Raw genomic sequence first — 21,570 nt, forward strand, 5'->3', positions numbered from 1 at the left:
TTTAATCCTATAAGTTATCGACTGCTTGCCCTTTAAGAGCATGTCGAATCGAATGATCCATCCGCCGAGAGGCAAATTCTTGAGAAGCGAGATCCAAGGCTTTAACAGCCATTTCAATAGCTTTAATATCGCTTTGGCCAGCGACTTGTTGCAATTTTAACAGGCTTTCTTCAATGCTTTGACGCTCAGATATCTCTAATAGATTTTCACCATCGACCTGCAAAGCAGCCGACATATTCTCAATTAAACGAGCGGCATCAACCTGCTGTTCTTTTAGCATGCGGGCGTTTACATCCAGTTGCGCATTCTCAATAGAGTCTTGCAGCATTTTAGCAACTTGCTCATCCGCTAGTCCATACGAGGGTTTAACTTCAACGCTCGCACTAGCCCCTGATGATTTTTCTTTTGCTGTCACTGACAACAAGCCATCGGCATCAATCTGAAATGTGACACGAATATGTGCAGCACCGGCTGCCAACGCAGGAATATCTTTTAGCGTAAAGCGGGCAAGCGAACGACAGTCGTCAACCAATTCACGTTCACCTTGCAGCACATGGACAGCCATTTGAGTCTGGCCGTCTTTAAACGTGGTAAATTCTTGAGCACGAGCAACCGGGATAGTGGTGTTGCGAGGAATAATCTTCTCAACCAACCCTCCCATGGTTTCAATGCCCAAAGAGAGTGGAGTAACATCTAATAGCAATAATTCACCATCGGGCTTATTACCGACCAATATATCAGCTTGAATAGCCGCGCCAATAGCGACCACTTGATCTGGGTCTATCGAGGTTAGTGGCTCGCAGCCAAACAGCTTAGCAACTTCAGCACGCACCAAAGGCACACGAGTCGAACCGCCAACCATCACTACATTCTCTATCTCGCTGACATCAACTTGCGCATCGCGCAATGCGCGCTTACTTGCACGTAGTGTTTTCTTCACCAGCGGTGTGATCAAGGCTTCAAACTCAGCTCGCGAGATGCTGGTGTTAATGGATAGCTCTTGAAGTTGCAACTCAACTTGAATCGTTGTTTCGGCGCTTAACGCGATTTTGACACGGGTTGCTTCAAGTTGTAATTCGCGCAAACTGCTGACGCTAAGTTCACCATCGAAACTCGCTTTGCTTAGCATTAGGGAAACTAAAGCGTGGTCAAAATCATCTCCGCCTAAAGCAGAATCACCACCAGTTGCCAGTACTTCGAAGATGCCTTTAGATAGTCGTAAAACTGAAATATCAAAGGTTCCACCGCCCAAATCATAAACAGCAATCAAGCCTTCGTCTCCGCTATCTAGCCCATAGGCTATTGCGGCAGCGGTAGGTTCATTGAGCAAACGCAGCACATGCAAACCGGCCAGTTTGGCTGCATCTTTAGTACCTTGACGTTGCGCATCATCAAAATACGCAGGTACGGTTATCACCGCCCCATCAGCTTCATCTTGCAGGGCCAGCTGAGCGCGCTGAGCCAGCACTGATAAAATTTTGGAACTGACTTCTACCGGATTGACTAAGCCACTGCGAGTTTGAATGTGAGGGCTCTGATCATCAGCAAACTGGTAAGGAAAATGTTGTAAGTTAACATCTGCCATCGAACGCCCAATGAGACGTTTTGCAGACGAAATCGTATTTAGAGGATCATTCACAATGAAGGCTGCTGCGTCATAACCTACAGCAAGCCCTTGTAGACCAAAATGCACTATTGAGGGCAAAATAGCTCGCCCTTGATCATCTTCAATAGTTGTTGCAGCGCCGCTGCGTACGGTTGCAACTAGCGAGTTTGTCGTACCAAGATCGATACCGATACCGCGTTTATGTTGATGGGGAGCAGCCGATTGGCCGGGTTCAGCAATTTGCAATAATGCCATAATTAGTCATCTAATAGTTGGTCTTCAAGTTGTGCACACTGTTGTTCCAGCCGCACAAAGAATTTCATTTTTCGAACACTATGGGACGCGCTTATAAAATCATTATTTTGGTAGCGCTGTACAAAATCCTGTCGTAGATTTTGTTGTTCACCCTTAAGTTTCTCGACAAAATGTTCTAGTTGTTGCTCTGCGTCATCACTTGCTTCAATCGCTTCAAGTTGCTCGCGTAACTGCATCTGCTGCATCAAAAACGGCATATCATTAAGTGTTTGCTGCTCGTCCTTGAGTTCAATACCTTGTAGCTGCAACATGTATTGTGCACATAGTAAGGGATTTTTTAAGGTCTGATACGCGTCGTTTATCATTGCAGCATGTTGCATTGATTGCTTCTGGACTTGGCTGTCTTGAGTAACAAAACGGTCAGGGTGGTGCTGTGCTTGAAGCGTACGATACGTTTGTGCCAGAGCTTTTGGCTCTGGCAGGTAACTTGGAGCTAGATTAAACAGCTCGAAATAGTTCATAGGATTTCCGTGTACTAAACAGCGAAGCTTTCTCCGCAACCACATTCATCTTTGATGTTTGGATTGTTGAAAACAAAACCAGAGTTTAAACCTTCTTTTACAAAATCCAACTGAGTTCCGCTCAAAAAGGATAAGCTTTTTTTATCCACAATCACGTTAACACCAAAACTATCAAACGTTTCATCGTTTTGATCAAGCTCATCAACGAACTCGAGTATGTATGCCATACCCGAGCAGCCGCTTGTCTTCACTCCAAGACGAATACCTAATCCTTTGCCACGATTAGCAATGTAGTCGCCTACATGCGTCGCAGCTGCTTGTGTGAGTGAAACAGACATCAGGACTCCTTAACTTGCGTTCTTTTCTTTGTAGTCAGCAATTGCCGCTTTAATTGCATCTTCGGCAAGTATTGAGCAGTGAATTTTAACTGGTGGCAAAGCAAGCTCTTCTGCGATATCGGTATTCTTTAGGGTTGCCGCTTCATCAAGTGACTTACCTTTTACCCATTCGGTAACCAAAGAACTTGATGCAATTGCACTACCACAACCATAGGTTTTAAACTTAGCATCTTGAATGATGCCGTTTTCGCCTACTTTAAGTTGCAGCTTCATTACGTCACCACAAGCGGGAGCACCTACCATACCAGTACCAATGTGCTTGTCTTCACCTTCTTCAAACGCACCTACGTTACGTGGGTTTTCATAGTGATCGATTACTTTTTCGCTGTAAGCCATAATATTATTCCTTCAAATTGCTTAGTGATGCGCCCATTGCACAGTACTTAAATCCACGCCGTCTTTAAACATGTCCCATAACGGAGACATCGCTCGCAAGCGCTCAATTGCTTGGTTAATGACCCCTACCGCATAATCGATTTCTTCTTCGGTGGTAAAACGTCCAAAGGAGAAGCGAATCGAGCTATGCGCAAGCTCATCGTTCAAGCCAAGCGCTCGCAGAACATACGACGGCTCTAAGCTTGCAGAAGTACAAGCTGAACCTGACGATACAGCTAAATCTTTCAACGCCATGATCAGGCTTTCACCTTCAACATAAGCGAAACTGACATTTATGTTGCCAGCAACACGTTTTTCTAAGTCGCCATTCACATAGGTTTCTTCAATATCTTTGATGCCATCCATGAAGCGGTTTCTCAACGCAAGTAAACGCGTCGACTCAGCTTTCATTTCTTGTTTGGCTATCGCAAAGGCTTCACCCATGCCTACAATTTGATGAGTTGGTAATGTACCTGAACGCATTCCACGTTCATGTCCACCACCATGTATTTGTGCTTCTAAACGCACCCGAGGCTTACGTTGAACATAAAGCGCACCAATACCTTTGGGACCATAAATTTTGTGTGCTGAGAATGACATAAGGTCAACTGGCATTGTTTTCAAGTCAATGTCGATTTTTCCGACACTTTGCACTGCATCGACATGGAAGAATATTTTCCGACTCCGACACATTTCGCCAATTGCCTGAATATCTTGAATCACTCCGATTTCGTTGTTGACGTGCATAATTGACACCAACACCGTATCTTCTCGCAGTGCGGCTTCCAAAGCAGCTAGGTCAATCAAACCATTGCTTTGCGGATCCAGATACGTGACTTCATAACCTTCACGCTCAAGCTGTCGAAAGCTATCAAGCACTGCTTTATGTTCAGTTTTGCAGGTAATTAAGTGCTTTTTATCTTTTCCATAAAAGTGCGCAATTCCTTTAATGGCCAAGTTATTTGCTTCTGTGGCTCCGGAGGTAAACACAATTTCACGCGAATCAGCATTTATTAGATCAGCAATTTGGTTTCGAGCGATATCAATTGCTTCCTCGGCCTGCCAACCAAAGCGATGCGAGCGGGATGCGGGATTACCGAACACACCATCGTTAGTCATATACTGCATCATTTTTTCAGCAACCCTTTTATCTACGGGGGTGGTTGCTGAATAATCGAAATAAATTGGCAACTTCATGCACGTTCTCCAAACTGTGGCGTAACCCTTTAGCGGGTTATCATTTTAATCTATTGTAATTAAAGCTATAACGAAATCTGCACCCGTTGAGTGTGCTCATTAGCATGTATGCGATCTTGTGAGGCAGAAATACTCACGATCTGTCGTTCACGCATCAATTCGCCTAAGCTAATTCCATCTAAAAATTCTGATATTCTGACGCTTAGATCATTCCAAAGCGAGTGTGTTAAACAGGGCTTACCACCTTGGCAATCGGCTTTACCGCCACAGCGTGTTGCGTCTACTGACTCGTCAACAGCGTAGATAACCATACCAATAGCAATATCATCAGCCGCTAAACCTAAGCGGTAGCCACCACCTGGTCCGCGAACACTGCTGACTAAACCTTGTTTTCTTAGGCGCGAAAACAGTTGCTCTAAATAGGAAAGAGAAATCCCTTGTCGCTGAGATATATCAGCCAAAGGCACTGGCCCATGTTCCATATGAAGTGCAACATCTAGCATTGCCGTTACTGCATATCGTCCTTTTGAAGTAAGCCGCATATCGTCTATTTCTCCACAAATACTGTAGACGAAATATCACATACCCGACTAATTTAGTCAAGTAAATAACCTAGTAAAACACTAGGGTTTAGTTAAACCTTTTGCAGTGCGTTCAATTGAGGCCAAAACACCACGCATCATATTCAATTCTTGCTTATCCATACGGATACGATTAAACAATCTACGTAACTTATCCATCACTTTACCTGGATGAGATTTGAGGATAAAACCGGTTTGATAAAGGGATTCTTCAAAGTGTTGATAAAAATTCTCGAGGTCTTGGTGCAATGGATACTCTTGCTCCTGAACCGGATACTGTTCTTTGTTAAGTAGAGCGACCCGCATTTCGTAACATAGAATTTGCACAGCCATGGCTAAATTCAGCGAGGTGTAATCAGGGTTGGCCGGCAAACATACATGGTAGTTACATAGCTGCAGCTCTTCATTACTTAGGCCTTTGGCTTCACGTCCAAATACTATCGAAACTTCAGCATCATCACCTTGCTGCGCAACTTTCTCACCACTGCTGCGACCATCGAGCATCGGCCAATCTAGGGTGCGGCTGCGTGCACTAGTCCCAATAACCAAGCTGCTATTAGCAACGGCCTCGGCCACAGTATCAACTATTTTGGCATTCTCTAGCACGACCCCAGCACCAGCTGCTAAAGCAACTGATTTGCCATCTATGTCGGCAGCAGGATTGACTAAAACTAAGCGTTTAAAACCCATGGTCAGCATTGCCCGCGCAGCACTACCAATATTGCCACTGTGTGACGTTTCAACAAGAACAATTTGTACATTATCAAACATGGATCGGGACTCTAAGAAAAAAGCCCGTCATATTACCACGCTCTGATAGGCCTTAAAACAATCTGACGAATTGATTTGAAAAAAAATCAGAGGCCGTCTATAATCCGCCGCTAACAAGAGTCTACTGTTTAGTTTTTAGGCAGTGCTTGAACATGTTCTTTTAAAATTGGTGGTTTCAAATTATGCATCCGATGCTAAATATCGCGGTACGTGCTGCGCGCAATGCAGGCAAAGTTATTTCTCGTGCCTATGAAAATCTTGATGGTGTGGATACACAAACAAAAGGCTTAAACGACTACGTAAGTGAAGTTGACTTGCTAGCAGAAAAAGCAATTATTGAAACCATCCTAAAGTCTTTCCCAGACCACTCCATTGTGGCTGAAGAAAGCGGCCTTACTCAGGGCAAAGACGCTGACCATCAGTGGATCATTGACCCCCTCGACGGCACCACAAATTTTATCAAAGGTATACCCCACTTTTGTGTTTCAATTGCTTTGCAAATTAAAGGCAAAATTGAACACGGCGTTGTATATGATCCTATTCGAAATGAACTCTTTAGCGCGTCTCGAGGCAAAGGAGCTCAACTAAACGGCTACCGTCTTCGAACCACAAAAGCAAAAGACCTGCAAGGCACCATCCTAGCGACGGGCTTCCCTTTCAAAGCAAAACACTACACCGAAACTTACTTAAATATGTTCGGCGCTTTATTCCAAGAATGCGGCGATATGCGTCGTTCAGGCTCTGCAGCACTTGATCTAGCCTATGTAGCCGCCGGTCGTCACGATGGTTTTTGGGAACTAGGCCTTAAGCCTTGGGACTTTGCTGCCGGAGATGTGATCGCTCGTGAAGCAGGTGCAATTATCAGTGATTTCAATGGCGGTCTTAACTATGAGCGAAGCGGAAACTTGATTTGCGCCAATCCTAAAGTGTTAAAGGCGATGTTGTCTAACATTCGCCCTCACCTTACTGAGTCAATCATTAAAGCTTAAGACCTTATCGTGTGAATATTCAGCCTCGTTGACTGTCAACGGGGCTTTTTTAATTGGTCAGCAACTCAAGACCCGCTTCTTTCCAGGCTCTAAATCCACCATCCATTGACCACACATTGCTATAGCCCATTTGCTGTAAACTAAGCACACTTAAAGCAGAACGAAAACCACCGCCACAGTAAACAACGATTTTGGTATCTAGGTCTGGAAACTGCTGCTCAATATCCCGTTCTAGTACTCCGCGACCAAGATAGTGGGCTTGTGGTAGATGCGAACGTTGCCATTCGTCTTGTTCCCGGTTATCAATCAATGTAAACGCTTGTCCTTGTTCCATCCATTGTTTTACATCATTGATTTGGCACTCGTTAATCTGAGCTTTGGCTGTATTGACTAATGCTAAAAAACGCGGGTTGTGCTGCATGGGATCATCCTTCATCAAATACAAAAAAGGCCGCTAATTAGCGGCCTTTTGTTTATAGCGAACTTAATTGCATAGCACTAGGCTAAACTAAAGGTTCTTGATCCGCACCTTCTTTTTCTTCAATTTCTTTAGGCATAAAGTCTTCTTTTTTCACGCCAAGCGCTAAAGCCAAAGTACTAGAAACATAAATTGAAGAATGAGTTCCAATGATCACGCCGAACAACAATGCTGTTGCAAAGCTATGGATCATTTCACCCCCTAAGAAGAACAATGAAATCAAAACCATAATCGTTGTTAAAGAGGTAACAATGGTTCGGTTAAATGTTTGGGTCAGTGATGTATCGATGATTTCTTCTGGGCTACCTTTACGCAGCTTACGGAAGTTTTCTCGAATACGGTCCGACACTACAATCGTATCGTTGAGCGAGTAACCAACAACCGTTAATAGCGCAGCTACAACAGTTAAGTCAAACTCAATACCGAGCAGCGAGAACAAACCTAAGGTAGCAATTACGTCATGTGCCAAGGCCAAAACAGCGCCCAGAGCCATACGCCATTCAAAGCGCAGTGCAACATAGAGCATAATACAACCCAAAGCGGCGATAATCGCAAGACCACCTTGTTCAGCAAGTTCCTTACCGACCGTGGGCCCTACAAACTCGATACGGCGCATAGTGACATCGTCACCGGTACCATCTCGAAGCACTTGCATGATTTGGTCGCCAAGTAGCTCACTGTTCTCTCCTTCACGCGGCATCATTCGCAGCATGACTTGAGTTGAAGAACCAAAAAACTGAACCACTACGTCGTCAAAGCCTTTGTCAGTCAAAATTTCACGAACTTGGGTTAAGTCCGCTGGTTTTGAAAACTCAGCTTCAATCAAGGTACCGCCAGTAAAGTCTAAGCCCCAGTTAATCTTGTTGATCGCTAAGCTTGCAAACGAGGCAAGCACAATCAAAATGCTTAGAATAACAAAAGGTTTGCGGTGCGACATGAAGGGCACCACACCTTTGGGATTAAATAACGAAAAGTACATTGAGCAGGCTCCTAAATAGAGAGCTGTTCAAGACGTTTACCGCCCCACAGCCAATTGACTAACATCCGCGTTCCAATAATTGCAGTGAACATAGATGTCGCAATACCAATTGCCAATGTTACCGCAAAGCCTTTGACCGCTCCGGTACCAATCGAGAACAAGATAATTGCTGTTATTAAAGTCGTGATATTTGCATCAGCAATGGTTGATAGCGCATTACTATAGCCTTGCTGGATCGCATGTTGCGGGCTCCTTCCTTCGAGCATTTCTTCACGTATACGCTCAAAAATTAGAACATTTGCATCCACCGCCATACCAACGGTTAGTACAATACCAGCCATACCTGGCAGCGTTAGCGTAGCTCCAGGGATCATCGACATAACACCGATAATAATGCCTACGTTGACTATCAACGCAAAGTTTGCGACCAAACCAAATTTTTTGTAGTACAAGGGCATAAATACTAACAACGCGAGCAACCCATATAGGATAGCTTTAAAGCCTTTGTCGATATTCTCTTGGCCTAAACTTGGGCCAATAGTGCGCTCTTCAACAATTTGAATTGGGGCAATCAAAGCACCGGCACGCAGTAACAAGGCCAAGTTATGTGCCTCAGCAGCATTGTCGATACCGGTTATTCTAAAACTACGGCCTAGTCGAGACTGAATAGTTGCCACGTTAATGACTTCTTCATGACGTTCTAGTAAGCCGCGACCTTCAGAATCTTTTTTACCGGTTGGCTTATACTCGACAAATAAGGTCGCCATTGGCTCGCCAACATTATCTTTGGTAAAGGCAGCCATTTTGCTACCACCAGCGGCATCAAGACTAATGTTAACTTGAGGTCGGCTGTACTCATCAAAGCCTGATTGCGCTCCGACGATATGGTCACCAGTTAAGATCACTTGCTTCTTAAGAACCACTGGACTTCCATCTTGGCGTTTTGCCAATTCAGAACCCGCCGGTACACGACCAGCAACCGCATCACGTGTATCCGCATCTGCGTCAACCATACGAAACTCAAGGGTTGCAGTTGCACCTAGAATTTCTTTTGCTCGCGCGGTGTCTTGAACACCAGGTAGTTGGATGACGATACGCTCGGAGCCCTGGCGTTGAACTACTGGCTCAGCGACACCAAGTTGATTGACCCGGTTACGCAAAATAGTGATGTTTTGTGCAATCGCATATTCGCGCGTTTCAGCAAGATTATCTTCACTCATGTTTGCAATGATAGCCAGTTGATCGGCACTGCTGCTTTCAGTAAAGGTATAGTTACGATGCTGACGCTTTAGAAAGCTCATTGCTTTATCAAGAGTCTCTTGATCACGGAATCGGATTTCAACCCCATCACGCGCTTCACGCACACCCGAATAACGGATTTTTTCTTCGCGTAAACTGCTTCGAAAATCTTGAACCATGCCCTGCTGAGCTTTGGCTAAGGCCGCTTGCATATCCACTTCCATCAGAAAGTGAACGCCACCGCGTAGATCTAGACCCAATTTTAGTGGACCCGCTCCAATGGCGTTAAGCCAAGCTGGAGTTGCAGGTGCTAAGTTCAGAGCCACAATAAAGTCTGAACCCAGAGCTTTAGTAATTAGATCTTGAGTCGGTAATTGATCTGCGTTATTGAGCAAACGTACTAGTGCAAGGCCGTCTTCGACAGCAACACTACGATACGCAATTTGTTCTTTTTCCAACAAATTGCGGACTTGTACAAGTTGTGCTTCAGTAACTTCAGAACCGCGGGTACCGGATATTTGAACGGCCGGATCTTCACCGTATAGATTGGGTAAGGCGTATAGAAATCCGATGACGATTACTAGAATCACCATCGTATTCTTCCACCAAGGGTAGTGGTTTAACAAAACGAAGCCCCTAGGGATGGCTAATTAAACAGATTTCAGCGTACCTTTAGGTAATACAGCTGACACGTAATCTCTTTTGATAGTGATGTTGGTATCTTCGCTCAAGCTAAGACCAATATAATCACTGTCGTCTTTAATTTTAATGATACGACCAACCATGCCAGAGGTTGTTAGTACTTCATCGCCTTTAGCTAACGAACTCATCAAGTTTTTATGAGCTTTGTTACGCTTAGATTGCGGACGGAAAATCATAAAATAGAAAATGACACCAAAAATAAGCATCATGAAAACAAGTTCCATGCCGCCACCAGCTGCCGATGATGCGCCTGCTTCTGCAAATGCTGGAGATATAAATAAACTCATGTGTATCCTCTTAATTAATCAAAAAAGTTAAAGCAAAAAAAAACTTATTCAGCGACAGGGGGCACTTCTTTACCCTGTTTCGCATAGAATGTTTCAACAAAGGCGTCTAATTTACCTTGTGCAATCGCAGTTCGCAAACCTTCCATCAACAGTTGATAGTGGCGCAAATTGTGAATCGTGTTTAAGCGCGCGCCTAATATCTCATTACACTTGTCTAAGTGATATAGATAGGCTCGCGAATAATTCTTACAAGTATAACAATCACATTCAGGATCAAGTGTCGCAGTGTCATCGCGATGCCTAGCATTGCGGATTTTTATGACGCCTTCACTTGTGAACAGATGTCCATTACGCGCATTTCGGGTTGGCATCACGCAGTCAAACATATCAACGCCACGGCGAACGCCTTCAACCAAATCTTCAGGTTTACCAACACCCATTAGATAGCGTGGTTTGTCCGCTGGGATCTTTGGTGTTATGTGGTCAAGAATGCGGTGCATTTCAGGCTTGGGCTCGCCAACGGCCAAGCCACCAATCGCATATCCGTCAAAACCAATTTTTGTCAGGCCATCTAATGACACATCGCGTAGATGCTCATAAACACCACCTTGAATGATGCCAAACAAGGCATTGGGATTTTCAAGTTCATCGAAGCGAGCGCGCGAGCGTTGGGCCCAGCGTAGCGACATTTGCATCGACTTGTCAGCTTCTGCTTCAGTCGCAGGATATGGCGTGCACTCGTCAAAAATCATAACGATATCTGAGCCTAGATCACGCTGAATGTCCATTGAACCTTCGGGGCTTAAGAAGACCTTTTCACCATTAACTGGGTTACGAAAATGAACGCCTTCTTCAGTGATTTTACGAATATCACCGAGACTAAACACCTGGAAACCGCCAGAGTCAGTCAAGATTGGACCATGCCAATTCATAAAATCATGCAAGTCGCCATGCTTGCGCATGATGTCTTGCCCAGGACGTAACCACAAATGGAAGGTATTGCCTAAAAGTATTTCGGCACCCGTTTCTGCCACTTCTTCAGGCGTCATGCCTTTTACTGTGCCATACGTACCCACCGGCATAAACGCTGGTGTTTCTACGCTTCCACGTTCAAACGTCAACCGACCGCGACGCGCTTTGCCATCAGTGGCTAATAATTCATATTTCATGTTCAACCTTCAGGCAGAAATACAGTCCGCCAAATTTAAAATTTCCGGCGCGAAGTTTATCTTAAATAGAGGCAAAACAGTAGCAACTAAGCGACTAGTTATGTGCGGCGCTGCAAAAACATGGCATCGCCGTAGCTAAAGAAGCGATATTTGTTCTCGATAGCACTTTGATATGCCGCATCAATGTGATTCTTTCCCGCAAAGGCACTCACTAACATCATCAACGTTGACTCCGGCAAATGAAAGTTTGTAACCATTGCATCAACTAACTCAAACTCATAACCCGGATATATAAAGATGTCGGTATCAGCTTTGTAGGCTTGTAACTCAGAGCCGACGTTTTTGCTGGCTTTAGCCGCACTCTCAAGTGAGCGTACCGAGGTCGTCCCCACTGCAATAACACGTCCACCATTAGCCTTAGTCTGCTTGATTTTGTCTACAACGGCTTGGCTAACTTCTGCTATTTCTCGATGCATTACATGCTCAGCAATCGTTTCGACTCGAACGGGTTGGAAAGTACCCGCGCCCACATGCAAGGTGACAAAAGCTAACTGCGCTCCCTTGGCTTTTACTTTTTCCAACATCGCATCATCAAAATGAAGGCCAGCAGTTGGAGCTGCGACAGCACCTGGATTACGATTATATACAGTTTGATAGCGTTCTTTGTCAGAGTCTTCATCGGGTCTATCTATGTATGGAGGAAGCGGCATATGACCATATTGTTCAAGCCATTCTAATACCGTATGTTGATGATCAAACTCCAATTCAAACAAGGCCTCATGGCGCGCCAGCATCGTGACCGAAATAGTGTCAGCAAGACGCAGCTGGGCACCTACTTTTGGTGATTTTGAACTTCTTACATGGGCCAGCACTCGATGGTCATCCAAGACTCTTTCAATCAACACTTCAATTTTTCCACCACTGAGTTTTTGCCCAAACAATCGTGCAGGAATGACTCGAGTATCGTTGAAGACTAAAAGATCTCCAGGCGCAATGTAATCGAGCAAATCGGTAAATTGACGATGCTCAATGCGTCCGGTATTTCCCTCAAGACATAATAAACGGCTAGAGCTCCGTTCAGGATTAGGGTATCTGGCGATCAACTCTTCAGGTAAATCGAATGAATAATCTGCTACGCGCATTACAAAGACCTTGATAATAAATATAGAAACGACTCTAGGCACAAGCTTGCCATTGAGCCTTAGCTAATGAGCACTATAACAACTTGGCTAGGTAGTGATCTCCTAGGAACAAAGCTGCGTAAGGCTAATAGAGGCGGTAGTCTAGAGATGGCTGTGCTTAAATTCAAGTCAATCACTGCGCATTGCTTATATATGCCCTGAGCAACTTCAGAGCATAAGGATTAATTACTCAGAGCTAGCGCTTGATGAAGTGTCAACCATGTTGGTATCCACGATAGATTCGGGGAATAGTTCTCGCAGGCCTACTATTTCGGGATGTCCGAGGAATCGGGGTTTCTCATTGGAGATATACAAATCGAAAACCGCTTTGGCTCGGGCCAAAACTTCTCGAAGCCTAACTCGCCAGTGATATTCAATTGGAGCATTCTCAACTGCAAAGCCAATGGCCTTAATACCATAATAATTGGCAATAAAAAGTGCTCGTTCAACATGAAATCGCTGAGACACAATTATAAATTGCGTTTGACCAAACACTTTTTGAGCTCTAACTATTGAATCCAAGGTTCTAAACCCCGCATAGTCCATGGTGATATGGGCTGATGGTATACCCTCACTCATAAGGTCGTTATACATAGTTATCGGTTCATTATAATAACGAGTGGCATTGTCTCCGCTTACAATCAAACCTTGAACTAAACCTCTCAAATATAATTGCGCACCCGCTTCTAAGCGCGTTTCATAATATATATTTTTGCGTTTGCCGACGTATTTACTGGTTCCCAAAATCAAAGCGACAGGGACCGGCTCTACCTGAGCAAAGTCGTCAATGATTTGTTTTCTTACACTCCAGCTTAGACCTAGATCGCAAGCAAGTAGCAAGGCTAAGGCTAATAGTAATGAAGCACTGCAAACTTTTAGCAAACGAAGCAAATATATAACTACCTATTTAATCTATGGGAGCCCATTGTTACTGTTTAACTGTTAAAAGTAAAACGGCTCTGAATACAGCTCACGGTAGCGAATTCAGCTTTTAATGTGATCCGACCAGTGCCTTTGAAAGCCCAAACTTCAGTTGTTATAAAAACGTGATAGCGTTGGCACAAATTTCCAACAAGGATGTGACATGAATTGGCAGACACTCGACATTTCAATTGAATCTAAAATTGCTTGGGTGCGGCTAAACCGGCCGGAAAAACTAAACGCTCTCGACATGCAATTATTTATTGAGCTTGACCGGGTAGCCAAGCAACTCACAAAAAATAGGGACATCCGTGGCGTTGTGTTGTGTGGTTCAAATCATAATTTCAGCTCAGGATTAGATATAAAATCGGTCATGAGCAAACCCACAAATATGCTGAAACTATTATTTAAATGGTTGCCAGGTCAAGCTAACTTGGTTCAACGCGTTAGTCGAAACTGGCGTCAGATCCCGGTTCCAGTTATAGCAGCAATCGAGGGTTACTGCTTGGGCGGCGGCGTGCAGATCATTATGGGAGCTGACTATCGAATCGCTCACCCAACAGCAACATTTTCGATCATGGAAAGCAAATGGGGCTTACAACCCGATATGGCTGGTTTGCTCGGGATCAGAGACGTCATGCCGAGAGACATCGCTCTACGCTTGAGTCTAAGTGCCGAAACCATAAACGCTCAAAACGCTCTGGATTGGCGGCTGATTTCTCAAGTAGATGAACAACCCGAACAAGCGGCACTAGCGCTTTTGGAAAGCTTTAGCCAACGATCTCCCGACGCAGTTTGTGCAATTAAGCAAACTATTCGCAGTCATTGGAGCAGTTCTGAGCGTGGACTACTTGCTCGAGAAACGTGGAATCAGATCCGTTTACTGATAAATAAAAATACTCGCATTGCTAGTAAGCGAGAAATGGGTAAGACTGAACAAGACTATCAAACCAGAAAAAACTGGTAAGCCATAAAGGACTACAAAAATGCTAAGCCTAAGCCTCGGTCTCATTTTATTTCTCGGCGTACATTGTTTGGCTCTATTTCCTAAATATCGTCAAAGCTTACGCGATAAATATGGTTTGAATCGATACAAAGGCATCTACAGTTTACTGTCTTTGTTCGGTTTTATACTTATTGTTTATGGAAAATCCAATGCTGAGTTCGTCCACGTTTGGGCTGCACTACCCAATCTGCGCCACGTGACTTATCTACTGGTATGGATTGGGCTTATCTTATTAGTGAGTGCTCACTTAAAGGGTCATTTACGCGCGATGCTTGGACATCCTATGATGCTAGGTACCTTGATATGGGCTATTGCGCATCTATTGGTTAACGGTGATCTTGCCTCGTTAATGCTATTCGGGGGATTTGGCTTATTTAGTTTAGTTTATTTAGTATTCCAAAAATTCTCTCGAAGCCAGCCAACCAGCTTTAATCCAAAACTTAGTTATGACGCCTTGGCGCTGGTGGTAGGTACTTTAGTGTTTGGACTAGTTTTCAGGTTTCACGGTACACTATTTTCAGTGCCGCTAATCTCCTGAAGAACACGGGCTTTCCATAGTCGGTAAAGCCCATAAAAAAGCAAAATAACTGAGGCATAGACTGCATCTCTGCCTAGGCTGAACAATACAATCAGGCACAGTAAACTTGAAATGCCAGACCATACCCTACCGGTCGACTTTAAGAGTTTCATTCCTGCAAGCATGCACAACAAATACACTACGATAAAATTCCCATTGGCATAACGAATTAAGCTGTCGAGGTCTAATTTGAATAGCAGACTAAGTCCTAAGCTTAAAATGCAAATCAGGGTTACCCAAATCAGCGCTATTGCAGGTACTTTTTTTGCATTGAGTTGACCTAAATGGGACTTAGCACGTGCACCAATTTGCCCCTCCTCTGCCAAACTCCAAAGTAATCGAGAGAAGCCCTGTAAATAAATGTTTATGCTAGCGAAACAAGCTAAGAAGCCAACTATACTTGCGACTATCGCGCCTGTTGGACCAAACAACTGGCCCATTAGAATGGGAATGGCAGTGCTGCTAAATTCCAAATTTTTGTACACTTCGCTGTTGACCACAGCCAATGAACAAAGCAGGTAGATAAGACCCGCTATTGTGACTCCAATAATCAATGCTATTGGGAAGTCTCGCCGAGGGTTTTTGAACTCTTCGCCCATATGAATGAAGGCTTCAATGCCAACAAAACACCAAAACATCAAGCCCAACGCACTGGTACCTGCACCTATACTAACAGGCTTAAACTCGATTTCAGGCAATCGAAAAAAACTTGGAGAAGCGATAAAAAGACTAGCGACCATAAGTACAATAAGTAGTGCGATCACAACTTGGACATTACCCGATAGCTTTGCGCCCCCAAGTCCTAATCCTAGCATCAATAGCAGGCTCAACACTTGTATCAATGTACCTTGCCAAACGTCGAGTTCAAAGACGGCATGCCAAAACCCTAAAGCCATCATTAACGCTGCTGGAAGCCCAACGGGTAGTACGGCAAGGAACATAAATCCTGTGAGTTTTCCCCATCCAGAACCGAATGCTTTGCCAACGATATGAGCAGCGCCGCCAGCATGCGGATACTGACGTCCTAGTAAGGCAAATGTCCACGCAATTGGGCAAACTAAAACGATCAAAATTAGCCACGCAATAAGACTCATTTCCCCAGCCGCTTGAGCCGCTAAAATCGGCACCACAAAAATGCCAGTGCCTAATAAAGAAGTGGCGAGTAATCCACTGCCATGAACTACACCAAGTTCGCGTTTTAATCGATTCATTGTGAGTCGAATTTCCTTATTGTATGCATTGTGTAATTCCCTAAGCTTACTTGTCTAATTTTAAGTTCATATAAATCACGCCGATACTTCAATATCACTGAATCAAAATTGGGCAGCGCGTTTAGACGCATATGCTAGACTAAAATTCGTGTAGTAACAGCAAATCTCGTAGTTTGCCGCTTAATCCATAAGTGGAAGCACACAAGTCACAACCTTGGAGCCAATTATGAAATGGGTAGCACAAAGTTTAAATCGCCAACTAATCCTATCCCTTGCTTTGATTAGCATTCTTGTATTTGGCATATACGTCGCAGCAATTAGCTCTTTGAGTAGTCGTATTCAATTGCTCGAAAATATAAATGATCAAGAAGTTCACTTACAGCAACTTGCTCTTCAAGCCAACGTCGAGTTTAAGCGCCAAGTTCAGGAATGGAAGAACACCCTGCTACGCGGCAGCGACCCTGAACAACTACAAAAATATTGGACGCGCTTTAACGAAAAACATAAGTCAGTCCAAAGTATGGTGGGAACTTTGCAATCTGAACTTGGCCAGTACGCTCAATTGCAATCAACAGCCAAAGAATTCTTAAATTCACATCAGCTAATGCTTACAGCCTATACCAAGGGGTTAGCAGAGTATAAAGCAGCCTCTTTCGACCAAGCCGTAGGAGACAAAGCGGTATCGGGTATCGATCGAAAGCCCTCCCAAGCCCTAGACCTACTCGCAGACGAACTTGGACAAATTGCTGAGCAACAATTCAATTTAGCGAGCGAATCAGCTGGGAAAACCATCAAACTAGCTTTTGCAGCTATTGCGATAGTTCTCGGCCTGATGCTCGCGAGTGTAATTTTTGTTATGAAACGCTACCTGATAAATCCTTTATTAGTAGTTTCTGCGAGTATCGGCAAGCTTGAGTCTGGAGACTATACCCAAGCATCAAGCTCAACACGCAGGGATGAAATTGGAATGCTGGCTCGCTCTGCAGAAAGTCTGCGACTGCAACTCAATACCCTAATTCTTGGGGTTCTGGATTCATCTGAGCAACTGCAAGGGGCTGCTGACACCATCTATACCCAATCCACATCTGTCGAAAAAGGTGCTCTGAATCAGAGTCAACATGCAGATCAAATGGCTGCAGCTGTGCAAGAGTTAGCCCATAGCGCCGATCAAGTTGCCGACAATGCATTGCAATCGTCGAAAAATACGCAAGAGAGCCAAGAGATAGCTGATTTAAGTCGAATTGCAATGGATAACGCTGATAAAACCATGGCAAGTTTGGTCATGGATATTGATAGCGCTGGTTCTGTGGTTCAACGATTAGCTGACGAGACCCAAAATGTCACAGCGGTACTAGATGTGATTAAAGGTATAGCCGAACAAACCAATTTGCTTGCTCTCAATGCAGCCATTGAGGCCGCCCGCGCAGGAGAACAAGGACGTGGATTTGCGGTGGTTGCCGATGAAGTTCGAAACCTAGCTCAAAAAACTCAGCAATCAACGGAAGAAATTCAAAGCATTTTGGAAACGGTACGCAGTAGTGCAAATGATTCTGTAGCGGCGATGTCTACCGGCCAAAAAAGTACCACTATGGGCCAACAACAAGTACAAGAAGCAGCACAGTTAATAGGCCAAATGACGGACTCAATAGCTGTGATTTCAGATATGAATGCTCAAGTTGCGAGTGCAGCTAGTCAACAAAGTACCGTCACTCAAGATATAGCAAAAAATGTATCTCAGATTACCGAAATCGCGCATGACTCCGCCCAATCAATTGCGGAGACGGTTGAAATATCCAAACAGCTAAACGCCTATGCCCAGGCTCAAAAGCAGCAATTGTCACATCTAACCGTTCACTCTTAAAACTAACGCGTAAGCGAGCCTTGTGAAAACAAAGCTCGTTGAGCCTAATTACCGCTATTTTTTACGGTAATTATTGATCGCAACAAACACCGTTACCTCTTCACGGTCGTGATATAAGTGCCGAGCACGTAAAATAAAGTCATCGGATATATTGCTCAAGCCTTCTCTTAAAATGTCCAAATCCTTTTCAACTTCAAAGAAACGTTTTTTCATCGGTAGTTTTAAATTGAAAATTGCATAACGACACCAGCGCTGCTCGAACCAATTGAGTGCCAAATAGGTGACTCTTACGGGTTTTTCAACCATGTCACAAACTAACCACTGATTATTACCATGCATAGGCTGGTACTTGAAACCATCAGCACGCCAGTGTTTAACCTGACCACTCATCATTAGTTCTTCTTGCATCGGGCCATTATCGACCGCTTCGACCATCATTGAGCGTCGTACCAATTGGTAAGTCCAGCCTCCAGGACAAGCTCCTAAATCAACGGCGCGCATTCCGGATTGCACATAGCGCTCTGACTCTTGCTCGCTAAGCATCGTTTGAAAGGCTTCATCGAGCTTTAAGGTACTTCTGCTGGGTGCCTTACTGGGCTGGCGCAGTCGTAATATCCCATTATGATTGGGATTTCCTTTACCCGGCAGATCTAAACCAATCCAAAGACGGGTGCCGCTAATGAAAAACAATTGCAAATTAGGTGCATTAGCGTCTTCAATTATTAGATTTTGTCCGTTTAAAGCCTTTTTAAGTGGTCTTTCAAATTTCTTGCAAAAACTACTCATTTGCTTGCCATCGTTACTATCTGCAAACTCAAGTCGCATGGATTGACAAGGACCAATTTGCGCCGCCGCTGGGATAATGTCAGCTAGTCGGTCGCTTTCTTCGAGCTCCAAGTAGCTGTGTGCCAGAAACCAATGCCGTGCAAACACAAAATCATTTAATTCCAAGCTCAAATATAGTTTTTCTGCATCTTCACTATTGTAAGGATGAAACTCAACGAAAGCTCGTCCATCTTTGGTTCGTGCATAACCAAAACATTGTTGTAAGGTGGCAAATTTTTCAATTTCAGCCGCGCACTCTTTTTCGAAGCCACCACGGCAATACAAAATAATCGCTTGGGACATGAAGTCAGTCCTTTCTTAAAATAGGAGAAATAGCCAGGCCGAGCCAAGCAATGATCATTAGCAATCCGCCAATGGGTGTTATCGGTCCCAAAATTTTAGAGCCAGTTAAGGCCATTAAGATAAGACTAGCTGAAAAAAGCCAAGCTCCGCTGAACCAAAGCAGCGCTAATTTTTTCCATGCAAAATGCAACGCCAGCATGGTGACTAGAAGGTGGAACAGGTGATATTGAACTGCTGTTGCTATCCACGACAATTCCTTTTCGCTCAAAACTGAACTCAATGCATGGGCTCCTGCGGCACCCATTGCAACATGAAATGCCCCGCTTAAGCCAATCGCGGACTGCCAGATTCGAGAGCCTAAAAACACTCTATTGGGCCTCATTGACAAATTCTTCTTCCTTTTCAACTAGGCTTAGCATCCAGTCTCTAAACGCTACAAGTTTACCTTGATCCGCCTGTGATGGATGGCACACCATATAATAGGCATTCTTACTGACTAAAACTTGCTCGTACGGACACACTAAACGGCCAGCCTCTAGATCAGGCTTCGCCAGAACACTATGCCCTAACGCGACACCTTGCCCATAAACAGCAGCTTGCAGAACCATCGTTGAATGGGAAAAAATCGGCCCATGATTAACGTTAACGTGTTTAAGTCCTTGTTGATTGAACCAAGCCTTCCATTGTTGTCGTGAGCTATCATGCAATAAGGTATGCAACTTTAGATCTTCAGGAGTATTAAGTGGTTTATCACCCATCAGTAAGCTGGGAGAACAAACTGGAATCATATATTCCGTATGCAATTTGTCGGCGCGTAAACCAGCCCAATTGCCACGGCCATAATAAATAGCCACGTCGACATCTTCGGTTAGTGAACCTTCGTTGAGATCGACCGCTTTTATTCGTACGTCAATTTCTGGGTGTAATTGACTAAACTGCGATAAACGTGGCACTAACCACTGTATCGCAAAGCTCGGTTGTAAGCTCACCGTAATCGACCCTTTCTCAGCACGCGCGAGCAACCTATCGGTAGACTCAGCTAGCGAGCTAAATATGTCTTTAATATCCAGAAAGTAGCTTTGACCTTCTTCAGTAAGAAGTAAGGATCGATTGCGTCTTCGAAACAACTTTAACGCTAAGAACTCTTCCAAGGCTTTGATTTGATGACTCACTGCAGCCTGAGTTACAAAAAGTTCTTCTGCGGCTCGAGTAAAGCTTAAATGTCGAGCTGCTGCTTCAAACGCTTTTAATGCATTTAATGGGGGCAAACGCCGCGCCATAGATCACCTTTTTTGATAAGTATTTCTAATCCAAAGTGATTATAAAAAATCTATTGCCGGATAGCTAGCAGCAAACTATCATTGCCGCGCGTTTAAGGAAGAGGTCTGACTAGATAATCTTGCTGATAAGGTTTTATAAACTGCATTCAGAGGCGTTTTACAGGTTAATCTACTCAGGCCTTTTGCAAGGGCGCTATGTTGTGTTTGCATTGGTTTGTCATTTACAGACCCTAAAGAATTTTATTTATCTGGTTTCAGATAAAATTAGCCACTCTTATTGAGTGGCTTTTTTTTGTCCTAAAATTGGCACTTCAAGAATAAACTATCGTCGCTAAGCGCAAAAACCTCAAATCCCGAAGCTTGCAATATCCCGTAACTAAGTGGACTGTCGCCTTTTTGAACACTAATTGCGCCAGGGTTACACAAATACACATCACCACGAAACATCGCCGTTGCATTGTGACTGTGCCCAGAGATAAACACGTCGCCACTAGCCAACTCCGGCAGATCATCAGGCTTATACAAATGCCCATGGCAATAAAAAACCTTACGCTGACCCAGCAATAGTTGCCCATAGTCTGCCAAGATAGGAAAGTCCAAAAGCATTTGGTCCACTTCACTATCACAATTGCCGCGTACCGCTAGTATCTGGGCACTGTATTGATTAAGTAACTGCGCAACTTTAGCTGGAGCATAGCCCTCTGGGATAGCATTACGCGGCCCATGATTAAGGATATCGCCTAAGAGCAGCAAGTGGCTCGCACCACTTGCTTCAAAAGCCTTAATCATTAATTCTGCGTTATCAAAGTTGCCATGAATATCTGCTGCAACAAATAGACGCACCTCAACAGGATCCAA

The 21,570-nt window shown here is 44.2% G+C and carries 23 protein-coding genes; 4 read left to right on the forward strand and 19 right to left on the reverse strand.

Features of this window, described 5'->3' with window-relative positions; all coding sequences use genetic code 11:
- Window positions 1–7 precede the first annotated feature (7 nt).
- The 7 genes from hscA to trmJ all read right to left on the reverse strand — a co-directional run bounded on the left by hscA (window position 8) and on the right by trmJ (window position 5,704).
- Entirely contained in the window at window positions 8–1,861 is a 1,854-nt protein-coding gene (gene hscA, locus DBZ36_RS14175) for a Fe-S protein assembly chaperone HscA (RefSeq protein ID WP_120355619.1), read from the reverse strand.
- 2 nt (window positions 1,862–1,863) lie between these two features.
- Window positions 1,864–2,382, reverse strand: a complete 519-nt coding sequence (gene hscB / locus DBZ36_RS14180; RefSeq protein ID WP_120355620.1) for a Fe-S protein assembly co-chaperone HscB — start codon at window positions 2,380–2,382, stop codon at window positions 1,864–1,866.
- A gap of 14 nt (window positions 2,383–2,396) precedes the next feature.
- Window positions 2,397–2,720 carry an iron-sulfur cluster assembly protein IscA gene (gene iscA, locus DBZ36_RS14185; protein WP_120355621.1) on the reverse strand — a complete coding sequence of 108 codons (324 nt, stop codon included), beginning with the start codon at window positions 2,718–2,720 and terminating at the stop codon, window positions 2,397–2,399.
- A 9-nt stretch (window positions 2,721–2,729) separates the two neighbouring features.
- Window positions 2,730–3,116 (reverse strand): Fe-S cluster assembly scaffold IscU, encoded by a 387-nt coding sequence (gene iscU, locus DBZ36_RS14190; protein ID WP_120355622.1) that lies wholly within the window; start codon window positions 3,114–3,116, stop codon window positions 2,730–2,732.
- 21 nt (window positions 3,117–3,137) lie between these two features.
- Window positions 3,138–4,352 carry an IscS subfamily cysteine desulfurase gene (locus tag DBZ36_RS14195; RefSeq protein WP_120355623.1) on the reverse strand — a complete coding sequence of 405 codons (1,215 nt, stop codon included), beginning with the start codon at window positions 4,350–4,352 and terminating at the stop codon, window positions 3,138–3,140.
- Between the two features lie 65 nt (window positions 4,353–4,417).
- Window positions 4,418–4,894: a Fe-S cluster assembly transcriptional regulator IscR gene (gene iscR, locus DBZ36_RS14200; RefSeq protein WP_120355624.1), complete on the reverse strand. Its 477-nt coding sequence runs from the start codon at window positions 4,892–4,894 to the stop codon at window positions 4,418–4,420.
- A gap of 81 nt (window positions 4,895–4,975) precedes the next feature.
- Window positions 4,976–5,704, reverse strand: a complete 729-nt coding sequence (trmJ, locus tag DBZ36_RS14205) for a tRNA (cytosine(32)/uridine(32)-2'-O)-methyltransferase TrmJ (protein ID WP_120355625.1) — start codon at window positions 5,702–5,704, stop codon at window positions 4,976–4,978.
- Between the two features lie 182 nt (window positions 5,705–5,886).
- Between trmJ and suhB the strand changes: the two genes are divergently transcribed.
- Window positions 5,887–6,693 (forward strand): inositol-1-monophosphatase, encoded by an 807-nt coding sequence (gene suhB, locus DBZ36_RS14210; protein ID WP_120355626.1) that lies wholly within the window; start codon window positions 5,887–5,889, stop codon window positions 6,691–6,693.
- Window positions 6,694–6,742: 49 nt separating this feature from the next.
- Here suhB and DBZ36_RS14215 read toward each other — a convergent pair whose 3' ends face one another.
- From DBZ36_RS14215 to DBZ36_RS14245, 7 genes are all read right to left on the reverse strand, one after another.
- Window positions 6,743–7,114, reverse strand: coding sequence for a rhodanese-like domain-containing protein (locus DBZ36_RS14215; RefSeq protein WP_120355627.1), 372 nt, complete (start codon window positions 7,112–7,114; stop codon window positions 6,743–6,745).
- An 82-nt stretch (window positions 7,115–7,196) separates the two neighbouring features.
- On the reverse strand, window positions 7,197–8,150 hold the full coding sequence (gene secF, locus DBZ36_RS14220) for a protein translocase subunit SecF (RefSeq protein ID WP_120355628.1): 954 nt from the start codon (window positions 8,148–8,150) through the stop codon (window positions 7,197–7,199).
- A gap of 11 nt (window positions 8,151–8,161) precedes the next feature.
- Window positions 8,162–10,015 (reverse strand): protein translocase subunit SecD, encoded by a 1,854-nt coding sequence (secD, locus tag DBZ36_RS14225; protein WP_120355629.1) that lies wholly within the window; start codon window positions 10,013–10,015, stop codon window positions 8,162–8,164.
- A 24-nt stretch (window positions 10,016–10,039) separates the two neighbouring features.
- Window positions 10,040–10,378: a preprotein translocase subunit YajC gene (yajC, locus tag DBZ36_RS14230; protein ID WP_120355630.1), complete on the reverse strand. Its 339-nt coding sequence runs from the start codon at window positions 10,376–10,378 to the stop codon at window positions 10,040–10,042.
- 44 nt (window positions 10,379–10,422) lie between these two features.
- Window positions 10,423–11,547 carry a tRNA guanosine(34) transglycosylase Tgt gene (gene tgt / locus DBZ36_RS14235; protein ID WP_120355631.1) on the reverse strand — a complete coding sequence of 375 codons (1,125 nt, stop codon included), beginning with the start codon at window positions 11,545–11,547 and terminating at the stop codon, window positions 10,423–10,425.
- 98 nt (window positions 11,548–11,645) lie between these two features.
- Entirely contained in the window at window positions 11,646–12,689 is a 1,044-nt protein-coding gene (queA, locus tag DBZ36_RS14240; protein WP_120355632.1) for a tRNA preQ1(34) S-adenosylmethionine ribosyltransferase-isomerase QueA, read from the reverse strand.
- Window positions 12,690–12,914: 225 nt separating this feature from the next.
- Complete coding sequence (locus DBZ36_RS14245; RefSeq protein ID WP_233558147.1) at window positions 12,915–13,619, reverse strand: SanA/YdcF family protein; 705 nt, start codon at window positions 13,617–13,619, stop codon at window positions 12,915–12,917.
- A 193-nt stretch (window positions 13,620–13,812) separates the two neighbouring features.
- Here DBZ36_RS14245 and DBZ36_RS14250 point away from each other — a divergent pair, with 193 nt between their 5' ends.
- Together DBZ36_RS14250 and DBZ36_RS14255 are read left to right on the forward strand one after the other, a co-directional pair.
- A complete protein-coding gene (locus DBZ36_RS14250) occupies window positions 13,813–14,616 on the forward strand; it encodes a crotonase/enoyl-CoA hydratase family protein (RefSeq protein ID WP_120355633.1) in 804 nt (267 codons plus the stop codon).
- 19 nt (window positions 14,617–14,635) lie between these two features.
- Complete coding sequence (locus tag DBZ36_RS14255; RefSeq protein ID WP_120355634.1) at window positions 14,636–15,193, forward strand: NnrU family protein; 558 nt, start codon at window positions 14,636–14,638, stop codon at window positions 15,191–15,193.
- Here the strand turns inward: DBZ36_RS14255 and yjeH are convergent.
- The gene (gene yjeH, locus DBZ36_RS14260) at window positions 15,157–16,443 is read right to left on the reverse strand and encodes an L-methionine/branched-chain amino acid transporter (RefSeq protein ID WP_120355635.1); all 1,287 of its coding nucleotides are present in this window, start codon (window positions 16,441–16,443) and stop codon (window positions 15,157–15,159) included. The genes DBZ36_RS14255 and yjeH overlap by 37 nt on opposite strands.
- A 226-nt stretch (window positions 16,444–16,669) precedes the next feature.
- Between yjeH and DBZ36_RS14265 the strand changes: the two genes are divergently transcribed.
- Window positions 16,670–18,304: a methyl-accepting chemotaxis protein gene (locus DBZ36_RS14265; protein WP_120355636.1), complete on the forward strand. Its 1,635-nt coding sequence runs from the start codon at window positions 16,670–16,672 to the stop codon at window positions 18,302–18,304.
- Window positions 18,305–18,358: 54 nt separating this feature from the next.
- On the opposite strand, the gene rlmM is transcribed toward DBZ36_RS14265, so the two are convergent.
- The 4 genes from rlmM to yfcE all read right to left on the reverse strand — a co-directional run bounded on the left by rlmM (window position 18,359) and on the right by yfcE (window position 21,570).
- Complete coding sequence (gene rlmM / locus DBZ36_RS14270; protein WP_120355637.1) at window positions 18,359–19,432, reverse strand: 23S rRNA (cytidine(2498)-2'-O)-methyltransferase RlmM; 1,074 nt, start codon at window positions 19,430–19,432, stop codon at window positions 18,359–18,361.
- Window positions 19,433–19,436: 4 nt separating this feature from the next.
- Window positions 19,437–19,814, reverse strand: a complete 378-nt coding sequence (locus DBZ36_RS14275; RefSeq protein ID WP_120355638.1) for a DUF423 domain-containing protein — start codon at window positions 19,812–19,814, stop codon at window positions 19,437–19,439.
- A complete protein-coding gene (locus tag DBZ36_RS14280; RefSeq protein WP_120355639.1) occupies window positions 19,801–20,712 on the reverse strand; it encodes a transcriptional regulator GcvA in 912 nt (303 codons plus the stop codon). The genes DBZ36_RS14275 and DBZ36_RS14280 overlap by 14 nt, the downstream gene beginning before the upstream one ends.
- 297 nt (window positions 20,713–21,009) lie before the next feature.
- Window positions 21,010–21,570 (reverse strand): phosphodiesterase, encoded by a 561-nt coding sequence (yfcE, locus tag DBZ36_RS14285; protein WP_233558148.1) that lies wholly within the window; start codon window positions 21,568–21,570, stop codon window positions 21,010–21,012.

Origin of the sequence: Alginatibacterium sediminis (assembly GCF_003610775.1) — a bacterium.
GTDB lineage: Bacteria > Pseudomonadota > Gammaproteobacteria > Enterobacterales > Celerinatantimonadaceae > Alginatibacterium > Alginatibacterium sediminis.